The organism is Pedobacter sp. BAL39 (genome assembly GCF_000170795.1).
Taxonomy (GTDB): domain Bacteria; phylum Bacteroidota; class Bacteroidia; order Sphingobacteriales; family Sphingobacteriaceae; genus Pedobacter.
This window is the reverse complement of record NZ_ABCM01000030.1, coordinates 15,297-32,071: the sequence shown is the minus strand read 5'-3', so window position 1 is coordinate 32,071 and position 16,775 is coordinate 15,297. Positions and strand designations below refer to the sequence as shown.

19 protein-coding genes are annotated in these 16,775 nt (G+C 42.6%); 16 read left to right on the top strand and 3 right to left on the bottom strand.

Translation table 11 applies throughout. From position 1 onward, the window contains the following. The first annotated feature begins 110 nt into the window (after positions 1-110). On the top strand, positions 111-1,751 hold the full coding sequence (locus PBAL39_RS23415) for a glycoside hydrolase family 32 protein (protein WP_232283006.1): 1,641 nt from the start codon (positions 111-113) through the stop codon (positions 1,749-1,751). Positions 1,752-1,826: 75 nt separating this feature from the next. Here the strand turns inward: PBAL39_RS23415 and PBAL39_RS23410 are convergent, their stop codons facing one another. Beyond that, the gene (locus PBAL39_RS23410) at positions 1,827-2,906 is read right to left on the bottom strand and encodes an aminotransferase class V-fold PLP-dependent enzyme (RefSeq protein ID WP_008246412.1); all 1,080 of its coding nucleotides are present in this window, start codon (positions 2,904-2,906) and stop codon (positions 1,827-1,829) included. A gap of 145 nt (positions 2,907-3,051) precedes the next feature. Between PBAL39_RS23410 and PBAL39_RS23405 the strand changes: the two genes are divergently transcribed. After that, a complete protein-coding gene (locus PBAL39_RS23405) occupies positions 3,052-3,405 on the top strand; it encodes a DoxX family protein (protein WP_198139873.1) in 354 nt (117 codons plus the stop codon). Between the two features lie 55 nt (positions 3,406-3,460). On the opposite strand, the gene PBAL39_RS23400 is transcribed toward PBAL39_RS23405, so the two are convergent. Beyond that, the gene (locus PBAL39_RS23400) at positions 3,461-3,808 is read right to left on the bottom strand and encodes a hypothetical protein (RefSeq protein WP_008246408.1); all 348 of its coding nucleotides are present in this window, start codon (positions 3,806-3,808) and stop codon (positions 3,461-3,463) included. 127 nt (positions 3,809-3,935) lie between these two features. Between PBAL39_RS23400 and PBAL39_RS23395 the strand changes: the two genes are divergently transcribed. Beyond that, positions 3,936-4,472: a biopolymer transporter ExbD gene (locus PBAL39_RS23395; RefSeq protein WP_039867579.1), complete on the top strand. Its 537-nt coding sequence runs from the start codon at positions 3,936-3,938 to the stop codon at positions 4,470-4,472. 57 nt (positions 4,473-4,529) lie between these two features. Here PBAL39_RS23395 and metK read toward each other — a convergent pair whose 3' ends face one another. Next, a complete protein-coding gene (gene metK, locus PBAL39_RS23390; protein WP_008246404.1) occupies positions 4,530-5,780 on the bottom strand; it encodes a methionine adenosyltransferase in 1,251 nt (416 codons plus the stop codon). A 230-nt stretch (positions 5,781-6,010) separates the two neighbouring features. Here metK and PBAL39_RS23385 point away from each other — a divergent pair, with 230 nt between their 5' ends. From PBAL39_RS23385 to PBAL39_RS23325, 13 genes are all read left to right on the top strand, one after another. Continuing rightward, complete coding sequence (locus PBAL39_RS23385) at positions 6,011-6,901, top strand: diacylglycerol kinase family protein (protein ID WP_008246402.1); 891 nt, start codon at positions 6,011-6,013, stop codon at positions 6,899-6,901. After that, positions 6,891-7,244 (top strand): translation initiation factor, encoded by a 354-nt coding sequence (locus PBAL39_RS23380; RefSeq protein ID WP_008246400.1) that lies wholly within the window; start codon positions 6,891-6,893, stop codon positions 7,242-7,244. Before PBAL39_RS23385 ends, PBAL39_RS23380 begins: the two co-directional genes overlap by 11 nt. 143 nt (positions 7,245-7,387) lie before the next feature. Next, positions 7,388-8,989 carry a phosphoenolpyruvate carboxykinase (ATP) gene (pckA, locus tag PBAL39_RS23375; RefSeq protein ID WP_008246398.1) on the top strand — a complete coding sequence of 534 codons (1,602 nt, stop codon included), beginning with the start codon at positions 7,388-7,390 and terminating at the stop codon, positions 8,987-8,989. A gap of 274 nt (positions 8,990-9,263) precedes the next feature. After that, on the top strand, positions 9,264-10,091 hold the full coding sequence (locus tag PBAL39_RS23370; protein ID WP_008246395.1) for a MotA/TolQ/ExbB proton channel family protein: 828 nt from the start codon (positions 9,264-9,266) through the stop codon (positions 10,089-10,091). A gap of 86 nt (positions 10,092-10,177) precedes the next feature. Further along, complete coding sequence (locus tag PBAL39_RS23365) at positions 10,178-10,792, top strand: biopolymer transporter ExbD (protein ID WP_008246393.1); 615 nt, start codon at positions 10,178-10,180, stop codon at positions 10,790-10,792. A 9-nt stretch (positions 10,793-10,801) separates the two neighbouring features. Further along, positions 10,802-11,341 carry a biopolymer transporter ExbD gene (locus PBAL39_RS23360; protein ID WP_008246391.1) on the top strand — a complete coding sequence of 180 codons (540 nt, stop codon included), beginning with the start codon at positions 10,802-10,804 and terminating at the stop codon, positions 11,339-11,341. Positions 11,342-11,372: 31 nt separating this feature from the next. After that, entirely contained in the window at positions 11,373-12,194 is an 822-nt protein-coding gene (locus PBAL39_RS23355; protein ID WP_008246389.1) for an energy transducer TonB, read from the top strand. A gap of 71 nt (positions 12,195-12,265) precedes the next feature. Further along, positions 12,266-12,421 carry a hypothetical protein gene (locus PBAL39_RS23350; RefSeq protein ID WP_232283005.1) on the top strand — a complete coding sequence of 52 codons (156 nt, stop codon included), beginning with the start codon at positions 12,266-12,268 and terminating at the stop codon, positions 12,419-12,421. A 112-nt stretch (positions 12,422-12,533) separates the two neighbouring features. Continuing rightward, positions 12,534-13,442: a substrate-binding domain-containing protein gene (locus tag PBAL39_RS23345; protein ID WP_039867577.1), complete on the top strand. Its 909-nt coding sequence runs from the start codon at positions 12,534-12,536 to the stop codon at positions 13,440-13,442. A gap of 16 nt (positions 13,443-13,458) precedes the next feature. Then, entirely contained in the window at positions 13,459-15,174 is a 1,716-nt protein-coding gene (locus tag PBAL39_RS23340; RefSeq protein WP_008246381.1) for a lipopolysaccharide assembly protein LapB, read from the top strand. A 74-nt stretch (positions 15,175-15,248) separates the two neighbouring features. Beyond that, a complete protein-coding gene (locus PBAL39_RS23335) occupies positions 15,249-15,620 on the top strand; it encodes an NADH-quinone oxidoreductase subunit A (protein WP_008246379.1) in 372 nt (123 codons plus the stop codon). A gap of 109 nt (positions 15,621-15,729) precedes the next feature. Then, positions 15,730-16,272, top strand: coding sequence for an NADH-quinone oxidoreductase subunit B (locus PBAL39_RS23330; RefSeq protein WP_039867576.1), 543 nt, complete (start codon positions 15,730-15,732; stop codon positions 16,270-16,272). Continuing rightward, entirely contained in the window at positions 16,272-16,775 is a 504-nt protein-coding gene (locus tag PBAL39_RS23325; RefSeq protein ID WP_008246375.1) for an NADH-quinone oxidoreductase subunit C, read from the top strand. The genes PBAL39_RS23330 and PBAL39_RS23325 overlap by 1 nt, the downstream gene beginning before the upstream one ends.

Sequence of the window (16,775 nt, the reverse complement as noted above, 5' to 3'; positions counted from 1 at the left end):
TGCGGCACAAACCATTAATGTGTACTTTACTCATGCGAGAACCAGGATAGCTTCCGGTAATGCGTCTATCCTTGAACCACATAAATAAAATCCCATATAAGATGAAATCAATGATGAAAATAAACCTGACCGCTGTGGTGTTGTTTTGCTGCAGTCTGAGTCTTTCGGCAGCCGACATCAACATTAAAATCAGCAAACGCTACCTCAACTTTCCGATTTCGCAAAAAGAAGACCGTAAAGTGATGACCTTCTCTATCGGTGGAAAGGAAGAGCGGGTTTTTAAAATCCGGCTGGCTTCCGGTAAACCTGAATACTGGGTGTTTTCCGATATGACGGCATATCTTGGTAAGACCATTAAGCTGAGCTACGACGGAGATGCCGCGGGGCTTAGCAAGATCTATCAGGATGACAAGATCGCGGGGCAGGATTCGCTATACCGGGAATACAACCGTCCACAATTCCATTTTTCCACCCGACGTGGATGGATCAACGACCCCAACGGGCTGATTTTCTACGAGGGCGAATACCACCTTTTCTATCAGCATAATCCATACGAAAGAGAGTGGGAAAATATGTCATGGGGACACGCGGTAAGTAAGGACCTCATTCATTGGGAGGAACTTCCGGTAGCATTACACCCGGACAAATTAGGAACAATGTTTTCCGGTTCTGCCGTGATCGACTATGACAACACGTCCGGATTTGGTAAACCAGGAAAACCTGCGATGGTAGCTGCATACACTATAGACAATCCTGACCGGGAAATCCAGGGAATCGCTTACAGCCTGGACAAGGGGCGTAGCTGGACCAAGTACAGTAAAAATCCGGTCATTGATTCTAAGGAGAAATGGAACAGCAGAGATACCCGCGATCCCAAGGTCTTCTGGTACAAACCCGGCAAACATTGGGTGATGGTACTCAATGAGCGTGATGGTCATTCCATCTATACCTCAGCAAATCTGAAGGAATGGAAATACGAAAGTCATACCACAGGGTTCTGGGAATGCCCTGAGCTATTCGAGCTGCCGGTGGATGGCGACAAGAGCAATACCAAGTGGGTGATGTACGGTGCATCAAGTTCTTATATGATTGGATCCTTTGATGGAAAGATCTTTAAGCCAGAGAGTGGCAAACATCAGTTCACTACAGGGTCTATTTATGCCGCACAGACCTATACCAATATCCCTGAAGCCGACGGCAGACGTATACAGATTGGTTGGGGGCGGATACAGCAACCGGGAATGCCTTTCAATAACATGATGTTGTTGCCTACGGAACTCAGCCTTCGCACGACTAAAAATGGGCCGAGACTATTCAGTGTGCCTGTAAAAGAAAGCCAGCAGCTGTTTGAGCCTGCTGAGAAATGGACAAACCTGAGCTCAGCGGATGCCAACCAAAAACTGAAGGCTTTTTATGATGCAGATCTTATCCGTATTAAAACCACAATTAAGTTGTCGCACGCCACAGATGCAGGCTTTAATTTGTTCGCCCAGCGCATGATTGGATATGACATGAACAACAATACCATCAATGGGGTATTTTACTCACCGGAGGACATGACCAGCATGGAGCTCAGCGCAGACATCTATGTTGACCGTACTTCTATCGAGGTTTTCATTGATGGAGGTGTTTATTCCTATTCTATGGAGCGTAAGCCTGATCCTAACAATAAGGAAGGATTTCATTTCTGGGGCAATAATATTGAAGTTAAAAACCTGGAAATCTTCCGTGTAAAATCGATCTGGAGATAATCTCGTTTGATATAGGTTTTACAAAGCCCCAAAAGTTACGCTTTTGGGGCTTTGTACATTTAGGGAAAAATGCCCTTAATTGTTGTGCTGGTCGATCACCTCCAGCAGGCGGTTTAGGTCGGCCTCCGTATTGTAAAAATGAAAGGCGATACGAATGCCTCTGCCTCTTGCTAAACAAACAATATCTGCATCCAGCAACTGCTGGTAAGTATGCTCGCTGATGTTGATGTTAAAGATGGAGGAATGTTCTGCCCGTTTGGCTGTATTTTCGTCCAGCAGGCCGCGTTGGATAAAGGCTGCTTTGGCGAGGTCGGATAGCTTACGGATCTGATGTTCTATTGCGGTCATGCCGATCTTCTCCATGAAGAGGATCGACTGTTCAAGACTACCGAAAGCCAGCGTGTCCTGATGTCCAGGCTCAAAGTACAGTGACAAAAGTTGTTTGTCTTTCAGAAAGGGTTCTGTAGGGAGAGGCCTGCCGTAAGTATCCCGGTACAGGTAGTTTTTGACTTGATCCTTCATCAGGAAAAAGCCATTTCCGTAACCGGCAAGCATCCATTTATATCCGCTGGAGATCAATACATCAATACCTGATTGTGCGAAGTTGAAGTCTGTGGTGCCGCAGAACTGTGTGCCGTCGGCCACGATGAGGATCTCAGGATACAGGCGTTTGATCTCAGTGATCAAGGTTAGGTTGATTTTATTACCGCTGATATACTGTACGATACTAAATGCGAAGACCGTTGGCTTTAGCTCTCCGATTTTATCAAGAATGTAAGTCTCAGATTCATCTGCTGCAATGTATTCAGAATGGAACCCGCGACTCTGAACTGCATAATTTACAGAAGGATAGTCTTCTTCCAGCAAGAGAAAGCGGTGTTCGCTTGAAAGTCCCTCAAGAAAGATGTTAAAGCCGTAGGAGAAGTTTGGAACCAGAAAGGTGTTTTCAGGCTTGCTATGGAAGAAACGGGCAATGGATGCCCTTATTTTTTCTATTCGTTCTGCCTGAGGTATGCGAAAGGTGCTTCCATTGTCGAAGAAGTCCTGATCGTGCGCCCTGCGCCATTCCATTAGTGATGCGGATAGGATTCCGGAGCTTGCAGTATTGAGGTAAGTACGGTTGTTCAGCAGTGGAAAATGTTCTTCAAAGTTCATGCACAAATATAATTTATTTGAGACGCAAATGCCCCTTGCTTTTGTCTTCATTACCTAGTGATGCACAGCTGTTGCAACTATAAATTTGTATAGTTATTTTAATGAAAAATATAAAGAAATGAAAAGGGAGAAAAAACTAAAGCTAATGTTTTGGATTAGCACCGCCTTACTGGCATTATTTATTTTGCCAGGTATCTTTTTTGCTGGCTCGGAGATGGCACTTGAAGGTACAAAACACCTGGGCCTGCCGATGTGGTTCCATTGGGAGCTCAGTATCGGGAAATTTATCGGGGGACTGATCCTGGTACTGCCATTTATTCCCGCAAGGGTCAAGGAATGGGCTTATGTGGCTTTCGGAATTGATTTCATCTCTGCAACGATTGCATTAGTGGCAGTAGATGGTTTTGTGCCAATGTCGTTTTTTCCGATGATCACTTTTGTATTACTAATCATTTCTTATGTCACTTTTCACAAGCTTCGGGAGAAAGCTACAGTGTGAACAAATGAGTATATAAATAGAGAAGGCCCCAGTTTATCGCTGAAGCCTTCTTTATTTAGGTGAGCAATTCCTGCAGGTCGCGGTCTGCGGTGGGGATCTTTTTAAGGAAATCATCAAATCCGGTTCCTTCCTGTGAGCTGTACATGCCATAGGCGTCCAGGATATAGCCAATCTGTCCCTCTTTATCTTCTAGTAAATATAGTACTGAATTGTCTGCGGGGTCTGAATCGCCTTCAAAACGGTATGTTTTAATGATGCTAAGGTCTTGAGGGTTATAAATCTTATTTACACCGACGCCCTGCATCTTACCATGGTCAGTCATCTTGATTTCGTTGTCAAGACCTTTCAGCCTTAATTTCTCTAAGATCTGACTAAGTGTGTTCATTTCTGCTGGCTGTTCCATAATTCTTGTATTTGTTGAACTTATAACACATGGCTGATGTAAATGGTTTCATGGAAGTGTTCAATTAATTTCGCAGCGGCGTATGTAATTGCTGAGCCCTGAGCATCATGATAGCAAAAGCAAAATTATGGCAACCTTAAACGTTCCTCAAAATGGCCAGGCCATGAAGGGAAGATCCAGAACCAGAAAAGCAGCTCCATCAGTAGATTTAACCGCTATGGTAGATCTTGCCTTTCTCCTCATTACCTTTTTTATGCTCACCACTTCGCTGTCTAAGTACCAGGCAATGGAGATCGCAAAGCCAGTTGCAGATATACCCAGGGAGCCTGTTCCAGCGTCCCGCACACTTACTGTGATCCTTGGCAGGGACGACCACATTGCATGGTATCAGGGAGAGCCGGGAAAGGTAAATCCCGAGGTTACAGATTATAGGTCCTTTAGTAAGGTTTTAATGCAGAATAAGCGGGCAATTGCGAAAGTTCATGGAGATGCACAGGATAAGTTTATGGTGGTGGTGATCAAGCCTACGGCGGCCTCTAACTATAAAAATTTTGTAGATATGCTGGATGAGATGCGGATCGGAGATGTTAAATCCTACATGATTGACGATGAGGTGCTGTTGCCGGCGGAAGCGTCGTATATGAATGGGCAGAAGTTGTTGTAAAACAAAAAAAGGCATCCATTCCGGATGCCTTTTTTTGTTAAATATAGAAATGGGTACCTACAATGAAAAAGCAGATTTTACTTTATCAACGAAGTCCAGTTTTTCCCATGTAAATAATTCTACTGTTACCGTTTTCTCTTCACCATTTGGTGTCCTGAATGTTTTCTCAACAATTTGTGGCTGGCGGCCCATGTGTCCGTAAGCTGCAGTTTCGCTATAGATCGGGTTTCTCAGTTTAAGGCGTTGTTCAATGAAGTAAGGACGCATGTCAAACAATCCTTCCACAATCTTAGCAATCTCGCCATCTGTTTGATCTACCTTTGCAGTTCCATAAGTATTGATATAGATTCCCATGGGTTTTGCCACGCCGATGGCATAACTTACCTGTACCAGGATTTCTTCAGCAACACCTGCAGCAACAAGGTTTTTCGCAATGTGACGTGTTGCGTAAGCAGCACTTCTGTCTACTTTACTTGGATCTTTACCCGAGAAGGCACCACCACCGTGCGCGCCTTTGCCACCGTAAGTGTCAACGATGATCTTACGTCCTGTGAGACCAGTGTCCCCATGAGGTCCACCGATCACGAATTTTCCTGTAGGATTGATGTGGTATTCAATGGCATCATTGAACAGGTGTGCGTACTGCGGGTATTTTGCAATGATCCTTGGAACAAGGATGTCAATCAGGTCATTTTTGATTTTTGCCAGCATTGCTGATTCTTCGTCAAAATCATCGTGTTGTGTAGAGATGACGATGGCATCAATGCGTACCGGCTTATTGTTGTCGTCATATTCCAGGGTAACCTGTGATTTTGCATCCGGGCGGAGGTAAGTGATTTCTTTGTTTTCACGTCTCAGTTCGGCGAGTTCCTGAAGCAGTTTATGAGAAAGATCCAAAGCCAGGGGCATGTAGTCTTGAGTTTCATTGGTTGCATAACCGAACATCATTCCCTGGTCGCCAGCACCTTGTTCTTCCTTATTGCTTCTGTCCACGCCCTGATTGATGTCTTGTGACTGCTCATGAATGGCAGAAAGGATACCACATGAATTGGCTTCAAACATGTATTCACTTTTAGTGTAGCCAATTTTTTTGATCACATCACGTGCAATCTGCTGTACATCAAGATAAGTTTTTGATTTTACCTCTCCGGCAAGAATCACCTGGCCGGTAGTGACCAATGTTTCACAGGCTACTTTTGACTCTGCATCAAAGGCCAGGAAATTATCAATTAATGCGTCTGAAATCTGATCTGCAATTTTATCTGGATGACCTTCGGAAACAGATTCTGATGTAAATAAATATGACATCTTAAATAATTAATTTTTGAATAAACAATTACGTAAAATGGGAGGTGATCCTGAGAAAACAGGCAGTAAAATGAAGTGTAGAAACATTAGCACTTTTTTTTACGTGGTTGCAATCCCGCTATTTTTGACATAGCATCGCAAATCAGTCCACTTTAATGCTGCAAAATTACTATATATATTCATATAGTCAAAAAATATCAATTATTTTGTACTGTAATTAATCCAGCATTTTGTCAAAATCAAACATTCTATTTATCATCAATCCCATTTCAGGGGGTAAGGATAAGCTAAAGATCCCGGCACTGATCGATGCACATTTGGATCGTTCCAAGTTCAATGCCAACTATAGTTTCACGGAATATGTGGGGCACGCTTCGGAAATAGCCGAAGAAGCGGCCAGCAAGAACTTCGACATTATCGTTGCTGTTGGCGGGGATGGGACCATCAATGAGATTGCTTCAAAAGTGATGCAGCAGCACAAAATACTGGGCGTGCTCCCTTTTGGTTCGGGAAATGGTTTGTCCAGGTTCCTGAAAATCCCGATGAATACGGCAAAAGCGATCCGTGTGATCAACGACCTCAATGTGAGTGTGATCGATACTGCCACATTTAATCAGAAGTCTTTTTTTAATATGGCTGGAATGGGCTTTGATGCACACATCAGTGCTGTATTTGCAGGTAATAAGTCGCGCGGTCTTTCCGGTTATGTGAAACTAGGCATGAAGGAAATGCTGAATTATAAAGCTCAGGAGTACCGGATTGAGATTGATGGAAAGGAGTATCTGAGAACGGCCTTTGTGGTGAGCATTGCCAATTCTTCTCAATATGGGAACAATGCACATATTGCCCCCAAGGCCTCTATTACAGACGGTTTGCTGGATGTATGTATCATCAAGTCATTCCCATTATATAAAATTACCTTGCTCGCTTATCACATGTTGCGAGGTTCGACGGATCAGTCCAGTCTGGTGGAAATCATCAGGGGAAAGGACATCCGCATCAGCAGGGTGGCAGATGATGCCATACACATTGATGGAGAGCCGTACTTTATGGGTAAGGAAATAGAGGTTTCGATAGTTCCATTGTCATTAAACATCATTACTCCTGCATATGAAAGCTAAAAAGAAAATATTGAATGATTTTGGAGGGATCATGTATTCCACAGATCCAACGTTCAGTTATGAAGATGAAAACGACCATGCGGAAGCCACATTGCCCAATCAGCAACAGGACCTGCGCGTAACGCTTGACCGCAAAAACCGTGGTGGAAAAGCGGTGACCTTAATAACCGGATACCGTGGAAGCGATGAAGACCTTGAGGTGCTGGCAAAAATGTTGAAGTCTAAATGTGGTGTAGGAGGGGCAGCCAAGGATGCTGAGATTTTGATTCAGGGCGATTTCAGGGATAAGGTGATACTGATCCTTCAGAAGGAAGGTTATAAAGTAAAAAAATCAGGGGGTTAGTAAACCGTTTTACTGATTTTTAAGCACTTGATGTTCAGCTGTTTGTTGTTAGTGTATGGCCGACAATAAGTAAATTTTTTCCGGAAAAAGCCTGTTTTTTAGGTGGATATCTCTATAACTTTGTCTCACTAACTTATTTATTTATGAGCAAAGCTTTAACGCTTAAGCATGATTTGAGCCTGCTGAATCTGGATTCGGGACTGGCTAAATATCAGCTTAGTGTGCCGGAATTGGTAGAAGAGGCACTGAAAAACGGGGAAGGGACTTTAACCGATCATGGCGCACTGGCGATTGATACCGGTAAGTTTACCGGTCGGTCTCCAAAAGACCGGTTTATTGTTGACGATGAGGTGACCAAAGCGCAGGTCTGGTGGGGTGACATCAACATCAGGATCAGCGCCTCTCATTTTGATCGGCTCCTTGAGGGCACTACCCTTCGGCTTGGTCAACAACACTTTTATGTGCGCGATGTCTATGCATGTGCAGACCCCGATTACCAGACGACAATCCGTGTCATTACCGAAACTGCCTATCAGAATCTTTTTGCTGATCACCTGTTCCTTCGTTTTGAGGAGGAGGTAGTTGAAACCCCGGAGTGGACGATCATTGCCTGTCCTTCTTTTCTTGCAGATCCATTGACTGACGGGACCAGGCAAGGCAATTTCTCTGTCATTAACTTTTCCAGGAAAATGATCCTCATTGGTGGATCCGGTTATACCGGCGAGATCAAAAAGGGAATTTTCTCCGTGTTGAACTTCGTGCTCCCGGCATCACGCCATACATTGTCCATGCACTGTTCCGCTAACGTTGGCAGGGATGGAGATACGGCAATTTTCTTTGGACTCTCAGGGACAGGAAAAACCACGCTGTCGGCCGATCCTGAGCGCGGGCTTATAGGAGATGATGAGCACGGCTGGGGCAGGGACTCTATTTTTAACTTCGAGGGTGGCTGTTATGCGAAATGTATCGATCTGACAGAAGAAAAAGAGCCTCAGATTTTTAAAGCCATCAGGTTTGGTGCATTACTGGAGAATACAAATTACTTTTCTGGTTCACGCGAAGTGGATTTCTCTAATATTGAGAAAACTGAAAACACCAGGGTTGCCTATCCGATACACTATATAGATAATGCAATAGTGCCCTCCGTAGCAAATGTGCCAAAGAACATATTTTTTCTTACGGCCGATGCTTTTGGCGTTTTGCCACCCATTTCCAGGCTTAACCGCGGGCAGGCCATGTTTCATTTCATCTCGGGATATACGGCAAAGGTGGCAGGAACTGAGGCCGGGGTTACGGAACCACAGCTGACCTTCTCGGCTTGTTTTGGTAAAGCTTTCCTACCCCTGCATCCTGCGAAGTATGCGGAGCTGCTCGGGGAAAAAATGGATCAGCACCAGGTCAATGTATGGCTCGTCAATACTGGCTGGAGTGGTGGAAGCTTCGGCGTGGGGCAAAGGATGAAGCTTTCTTATACCCGTGCTATGATTGCTGCTGCGTTGAATGGAAGCCTGGAAAAAGCCGATTTTCGTGCAGATTCCATTTTTGGTTTGCAGATGCCTAATGTTTGTGCAGGTGTACCTGCCGAAATTCTTGATCCGAGAAACACCTGGGCCGATAAAAAATCTTATGACGACAAGGCAAATGAGCTTGCCGCTGCCTTTCTGGATAACTTTAAACAATTCGAATCCTGCTCCAGTGAGGAGATCAGATCGGCTTTTCCTAAAGTGGCTGAAAACGCATCCTAAAGCTTTTTTTTTGCCCAAAAATTTGCATATCAATTTTTTTTTGATTTTAATTGTGAAAGATTGTCTCAAACCGAGACAATCTTTTTTAATATGCACCGATGTGAAGACAGGGTAAGGGATTCAAAGGAAGGATAACGATTATTTAATTTGGAATTAAAATCAAAGTTATAAATTTGTTCTTGCAACAATTGTGTGTAATAATCGTTGTGTGTATTACTACTAATCTAAATTTTTAAAAAAAACAAAGTACTAAAAACTAAAAAACTAAAAAAAAATGGCAAACGCACCAAAACCAACAACAGTAAAAAAAGAGAGCTCATCTGCTTCAAATCTATTCGCTACATTAACTATTCCTATTTGTATCATCATCGGAATATGTATTTACAAATTCATTCTTGGTGATGCAAAAAACTTTATTGATGATAACGTTGAGAATTTACCGAAAGTTGGAAACTATGCAGGTATGGCTTACAAAGGCGGGCCAATTGTACCAGTTCTGATGGGTATGTTCCTGATGGTAATTGTATTCTCTATTGAGCGTATGATCGTTATTGGTAAAGCAACTGGTAAAGGAAGTTTAGATGCTTTCGTTAAAAAAATTCAGGCCTTATTAAACTCTAACAACATTGAAGGTGCTTTGGCAGAGTGTGATAAACAAGAAGGTTCTGTTGCAAACGTAATTAAATCAGGTTTGAAAAAATATCGCGAGATGGAAATTGAGCCAAACATGGATACAGATCAGAAATGTTTAGCTATCCAGAAAGATATCGAAGAGGCTACAACATTAGAAATGCCAATGCTTGAGCAGAACTTAACTGTAATTGCTACATTGGTATCTGTAGGTACATTGACAGGTCTATTGGGTACGGTAACAGGTATGATCAAGGCCTTCGGTGGTTTGGCTAACTCTGGTGCTCCGGATCAGGCTGCTTTGGCAACTGGTATCTCTGAGGCTTTGATTAACACAGCTACTGGTATTGGTACTTCAACTTTTGCGATCATCATGTACAACATCCTGACTTCAAAAATTGATAAATTAACTTACGCTATTGACGAAGCTGGTTTCAGCATCATCCAAACTTACGCTAGCACGCATAAATAAGAAATATTGTATTTTTTTTACCGGCTTTATGGAAAACCGGAAGAATTAACATCATATAGAAAAATACATCAATAATATTTTAAGTTATGGCAAAAGCAAAGGTTTCAAGAAAGAGCACATCGATAGATATGACCGCCATGTGCGACGTGTCTTTCCTTCTGCTGACTTTCTTTATTTTAACGGCAACGGCTCGTCAGCCCGATCCTTTGGATATAAGCACGCCTTCGTCGACTTATAAGATCAAGGTTCCGGATACGGACATCGCGATTTTATCAATCGGTAAAGGACAGGTGTTTTATGAAATCGTAGGGAAAGACATTAAAATGGCTACGCTCGATAAAATGGGCGAAAAGTACAGTGTGAAATTTACCCCGGAAGAACGCGAGCGTTTTGGAGTGTTAGGTGCTTTTGGTGTACCGATCCAAAATCTGAAGCAGTTCATCATGATGGACGGTGATCAACGTACAAAGTCTGGCCTGCAGACTGGTATCCCTGCCGATTCTACCAACAACCAGCTTGCGGAATGGATCATGCAGACACGTAACTCTACTGCAGAGTTGCATGCTACTCAAACACGTTTCAGCATCAAAGGTGATTCTAAAGAGGAATATCCTGCGGTGAAAAAAGTGATCGACATTCTTCAGAAGCAAAAAGTTAACAAATTTAGTTTAATTACATCCGCCGAGGGCGATGCGCAATAAGAATATAAGATGGCAGAATTAGATACCTCCAGCGGGGGTGGCAAAAAAGGCAAAAAGGTTCGTAGTAAAAAAGCCAATACCAAAGTAGATTTAACTGCGATGGTGGATCTGGCCTTCTTGCTGATTACCTTCTTCATGTTGACCACCTCGCTGTCGAAACCAATTGCAATGGACATTGCAAAGCCTGATAAAGACGATAACTCTGTAGAGCGTAATGAACTGCGTGCTTCGGAGACGATGACTATCCTTCTGGGTAAAAACAACAAAGTAGCCTGGTATATGGGGGAGGCTGGTAAAAGTGAGCCAAGCATCGAGTCATTCAGAGAGATCAGAAAGTCAATATTGGATAACAAAAAGAAAGTAGCTGACGCAACCGGAGGCAGGCAGATCATTATGGTCATTAAGCCTACTACAGGTGCGAACTACCAGAACTTCGTAGATATCATGGATGAGCTGGCAATTACAAAAATTTCCACTGCTCCTGCGATCGACGATGAGAACATTACTGATGCTGAAAAAGATTTCATGGTTAAGGCCGGAATTTTATAATAAATAATTGAATAATATTAAATAGTAAGCTATGTTAGGTTCCAAAATAGATTTATTGAAACGGGAATGGCTTGAGGTAGTATTTGCGAACAAGAACAAAAGCTATGGTGCTTATGAGCTTCGTAGAACAAGTGCTTCGAATACTACTAAGGCCTTATTAATCGCATCGACAATTTTTATCCTTGCGTTTATTACCCCAAAAGTTTTGAGTTTAATCAAAGGTAGTCTTCCCGAAGATGAAGTGGTTAAACAAGTAGAGGTTGTGGTTGCACCACCGCCGCCGGTGAACCCGGAAACTCCGCCGCCGCCACCGGTAGAGCCACCGCCACCGAAACAAGATCAGGTGAAGTTCCCTCCTCCGATTGTAAAACCGGATAATGAGGTTGTAGATAAAGAACCTGTTCAGATCGAAGATTTGAAAAAAGCTGACCCAGGTCAGAAAACCATTGCCGGTGATCCGGATGCTGATATTGTTATTGCCGGTCCTGTTGGAGATGGCCCTAAGCAAGCAGCAGTTGTAGAGGATACTAAGGTTTATGACTTCGTAAGTATCGAAACACAGCCAGGATTCCCTGGAGGTATGGAGAAATTCTATGCTTACCTTAAGAAAGCAGTGAGATATCCTGCTATGGCTCAGGAGAACAACATCCAAGGTAAAGTATTCCTTTCTTTCGTCGTAGAGAAAAATGGAGACTTAACCGACATCAAGGTAGAAAGAAAGCTTGGTGGTGGAACGGATGAAGAGGCGATCAGGGTGCTGAAAGCCAGTCCGAGATGGACTCCTGGTATCCAGAATGGTAAACCAGTACGTGTAAAATATAACATTCCAATCAGCTTTACACTATCAAATTAATAATGTTAAATTGGAAAACATTTTTGCAGAAATCGCCTCAACAGCGATTTCTGCTTATTTTAGGCCTGGTCATGTTTACATTTTATCTGGTGCTTGGCGTGTTGCTGATCATCGGGAATGATATTCTAAGGGAGTTTCCAAGCTGGGGCAGGTATACACTTGGCGCTTTGCTGATTGTCTATGCGGCTATACGGTTTGTACGTATCATCAATCCAGGTGAGGATTAAAAACGTAAATTCAGGTGTATGATTTCATCACCAATATAGAGGGAGCACCTCACGCTCAGGCCACTTCATCCGGCCCGATACGGCGAACATTTCACATAGAAAATTTAATCTGATGAAACATATAAGTTTAATATTGTTATTATTCATTCTGGTGTCCTGCAAGGGAAAAAAGAAAGATGCTGCTTCGGTAGAGGAGACGCGTACTTCGGGAACTGTAAAGATCCTGGTGGACGAATCCTTTTCGCGTGTCCTTTCAGATCAGATTGATGTTTTTAAAACTGATTATGGAAATGCAGAATTCAATGTCGTAGAGGGAAATGAAAATAAAATCCTTCCTACATTTCTGAATGACAGCATCCGTGTGATCATTATGTCGAGAATGCTGACAAAAAATGAGGATTCTGTCTACAGAAAGAGGAGTATTGCCCCAAAGACTTCCCGCTTTGCTATAGATGGAATTGCTTTAATTACCAATAGCAATAATATTGACAGCAATATTACCGTTGATGAGGTAATAGAGATCCTTAAAGGCACTTCAACAACTGGAAAGCAACTGGTTTTCGACAATGCATACTCGAGTACACTGCGCTATTTTAAGGATCTGGCAGGTATACAGCAACTTCCCTCCAAGGGAGTTTATACGCTGAACAGCAACAATGATGTGATTAAGTACATCGCCGATAAGAAAGAATTTATAGGAGTGGTAGGAGTGAACTGGTTGATAACAAGTGATGGAAGTATGGCAGCATATTTGCCAAAGGTAAAGATGATGGGGGTAAAGAATATCGCAGGGAAAAAGGGGGATGATGCTTTTTATACGGCCAGCCAGATCAATCTGATCAATGGTGTATATCCTTTTCTGAGAAATATTTATATCATCAATGCGGAAGGGCGTGATGGATTGGGCACAGGTTTTGCAAATTGGCTGGTAAGCCCTAGAGGACAGTTAATTGTCCTTAAATCGGGACTTGGGCCACACAAGATGATGCCAAGAGATTTTAATTTTAAGAATACAAACTAAATTATATATTTGAACCATGAAAATGACAAAGAAAGCAATAACCTTAGGTTTAGGTTTAGTAGTGATGGGTTCTGCCTCTTTTGCTCAGAGTTTGAGTGATGCAAAGAAGGCTTTAGATGCCGAACAGTACCAAAAAGCGACATCAATGCTTAAAGCATTGGTGAAATCACAAGAAAAAAAGGGCGAAAATTACTTTAATTTAGGTAATGTCTACCTTCAGACCGATTATATCGACTCAGCAAGAGCGGTTTTTCAACAAGGTGTGACTGCTGATCCTAAAAACTCTTTAAATTATATCGGTTTAGGAGAGGCTGATTTGTTGTCAAACAATGCCGCATCTGCAAAGACCAACTTTGATAAAGCTGTTGAAGTATCTTCCAAAAAAGATTACATTCCTCAATTATACATTGGTAAAGCCTATTTGCTAGGTGATAAGCCTGATTTTGCTGCAGCATTGCCTTATCTACAGAAAGCGGATGAGCTGGATGCAAATGATAAGGATGCAGAAACTTTCCTTGCTATGGGCGACTATAATGCTTTACAAAGAAAGAATTCTGAAGCTTTGCAAAACTACATGAGGGCATTGAACATCGATGGTACGTTGTTGAGAGCAAAAGTACAGATCGGTAAAATGTATAAGGAATCGAGAGCTTTTCCTGAGTCTGAAGGTCAGTTGAATGAAGTAATTGCTGCTGATGCAAACTATGGTCCTGCTTACAGGGAGATTGCTGAGCTGTATATGCAATGGGCAAACTTTGAGCCGGCGAACTTTGAGGCGAAAGCTGCTCAGGCACTAACTAACTACAAAAAATATCTGGATTTAACAGATAAGTCTTACGAATCAAGATTGCGTTATGCGCAGTTCCTTTTCTATGCAAAGGATTTCAAAACATTAGAGCAGGAAACAGCTGCATTGGCAACAATGAGTCCTAATGATCCTAAAAACCTTGTAGTTTCCAGATTACGTGGTTACTCCGCTTTTGAGAACAAGAATTTCCCTCAGAGTCTGGAGTACATGAATGACTTCTTTGCTAAAGTAAAAGATACGACCCGGATTGTAGGTTCTGATTACCTTTACCTGGGTAGGGCACAACTGGCTTCAGGAAACGATAGCCTTGCGTTGATCAATATCACTAAAGCAGTTATCAAAGATTCTACTAACGTAGATGCACTTGCTGAAGTTGCAAAAGCTTATTTTGATGCCAAGAAGTATGATAAATCAGCTAAGGTATACGAAACAGTAATTGCTGCCGATACTTCTGCTAAAGGCGTATTGTACAGTTATTTCTACAATGGACTTGCCAATTATTTTGACTATGCAGCGAAGATCAACGCACAACAGAAACCTTCTAAAGACCTGTTGGCTAAAGCGGACGCTTCAATTGCTAAAGTAGCAAAACTTGCTCCTGAGACTACTGATGCCTACCTTTACCGCGCAAGGATCAATAGTTTAATTGACGACGAAACTGCTCCTAAAGGATTAATGGTACCTTTTTATGAGGAGTTCATTAAAAAAGTTACTGTAGATAAACCTGAGCTTGCGGCAGCTAATGCCAAGAAACTTGCAGAAGCTTACGATAACCTTGGTGCATTCTATGCAACATCAGATAAAGCCAAAGCTTTGGATTACCTGAACAAAAGTATAGCTGCTAACCCTGCAGGTACTTTTGCTCCAGCAAAAATTAAAGAAATAAGCGGGCCAGCCCCAAAAGCTCCGGTTAAGAAAAAATAATACCATCAAATAAATGAAAAGGCAGGGTTGTGATCCTGCCTTTTTTGTTTTATTTTTGTCCAAAATTATATTCCATGGAAACCCAAAGCGTACCTGTCGATTTTCTACCTATTATTTTTCAAGTTATTGTTGCCCTGGGCTTCGTTGTAGTTACTTTAGTGGCAACACATTTTTTAGGTCCCACGCGCAAGACTGCCGACAAATTATCGACTTTTGAAGCTGGGGTTAAAGTGGTCGGTAATGCTCGTCAGCCTTTCTCAGTAAAATACTTCCTGGTAGCCATTCTGTTTGTGCTGTTTGATGTGGAGGTGATCTTCATGTACCCTTGGGCTGTCAACTTCAGAGAGCTTGGGATGACGGGGATGATTGAGATGTTTGTCTTCATGGCAACACTACTGCTTGGCTTCATCTATATCCTCAAAAAGAAAGCGCTGGATTGGAATTAAAACCTATTTAGATTGTTTCTAAATCTGTATGCTTTAAGTCTTTTCCTACCAAATATTGTAAATTTGCGGTTCATTCTTTGTAGGGATGAGCCTTTTTTCGTTTTGTATCATGAGTGACATCAATATAGTAGACGCGCCCCCGGGCATAGAAGGATCTGGTTTTTTTGCCACCTCTTTAGACAAAGTTATCGGCCTGGCACGCTCTCATTCATTATGGCCTTTGCCATTCGCTACTTCATGTTGTGGTATTGAGTTTATGGCCACTATGGGTTCCCATTATGACTTTGGTCGTTTCGGTTCCGAACGTTTGAGTTTTTCACCCCGTCAGGCAGATTTGCTGATGGTGATGGGAACCATCGCCAAGAAGATGAGTCCGGTACTGAAGCAGGTATATCTGCAGATGGCCGAGCCACGTTGGGTAATTGCTGTCGGCGCATGTGCCTCGAGCGGCGGGATCTTCGACACGTATTCGGTGCTGCAAGGTATTGATGAGATCATCCCTGTTGACGTGTACGTTCCCGGATGTCCACCACGACCGGAAGCGATTCTGGATGGATTTGGTAAAATCCAGGAGCTTGTGAGAAACGAATCTGGCAGAAGAAGAAATTCTGATCAATATAAAGAAATGTTGGCTTCATACGGAATATTATAATGGCGGAAGTAACGAACCAGGAACTTGTACAGGCACTTACCGAAAAGTTTGGCGGTCAGATTATTGGGGTAAATGAACCTTATGGTTTACTCACCTTTGAAACTCACAAAGACAGTATCATCAATGTGCTGACTTTTTTAAAGGAGAATAGCATTGCAAACTTCAATTTTCTTACAGATATCACAGCGGTACACTACCCGGAAAAAAAACATGGCATTGCGGTGGTTTATCACCTGCACAGCATGGTAAAACGGATTAGGGTTCGTGTGAAGGTATTTATTGATGAGAATCATCCTACCATTCCTACGGCAACAACCCTTTGGAATGCCGCAAACTGGATGGAACGTGAAACCTACGACTTTTTTGGGGTCCGTTTTGAAGGGCATCCTGACCTGCGCAGGATTTTAAATATGGATGAGCTTGGCGTTCATCCTATGCTGAAACAATACCCGCTGGAAGATCCAAACCGGGTAGATAAAAAAGACGAATACTTTGGTAGATAA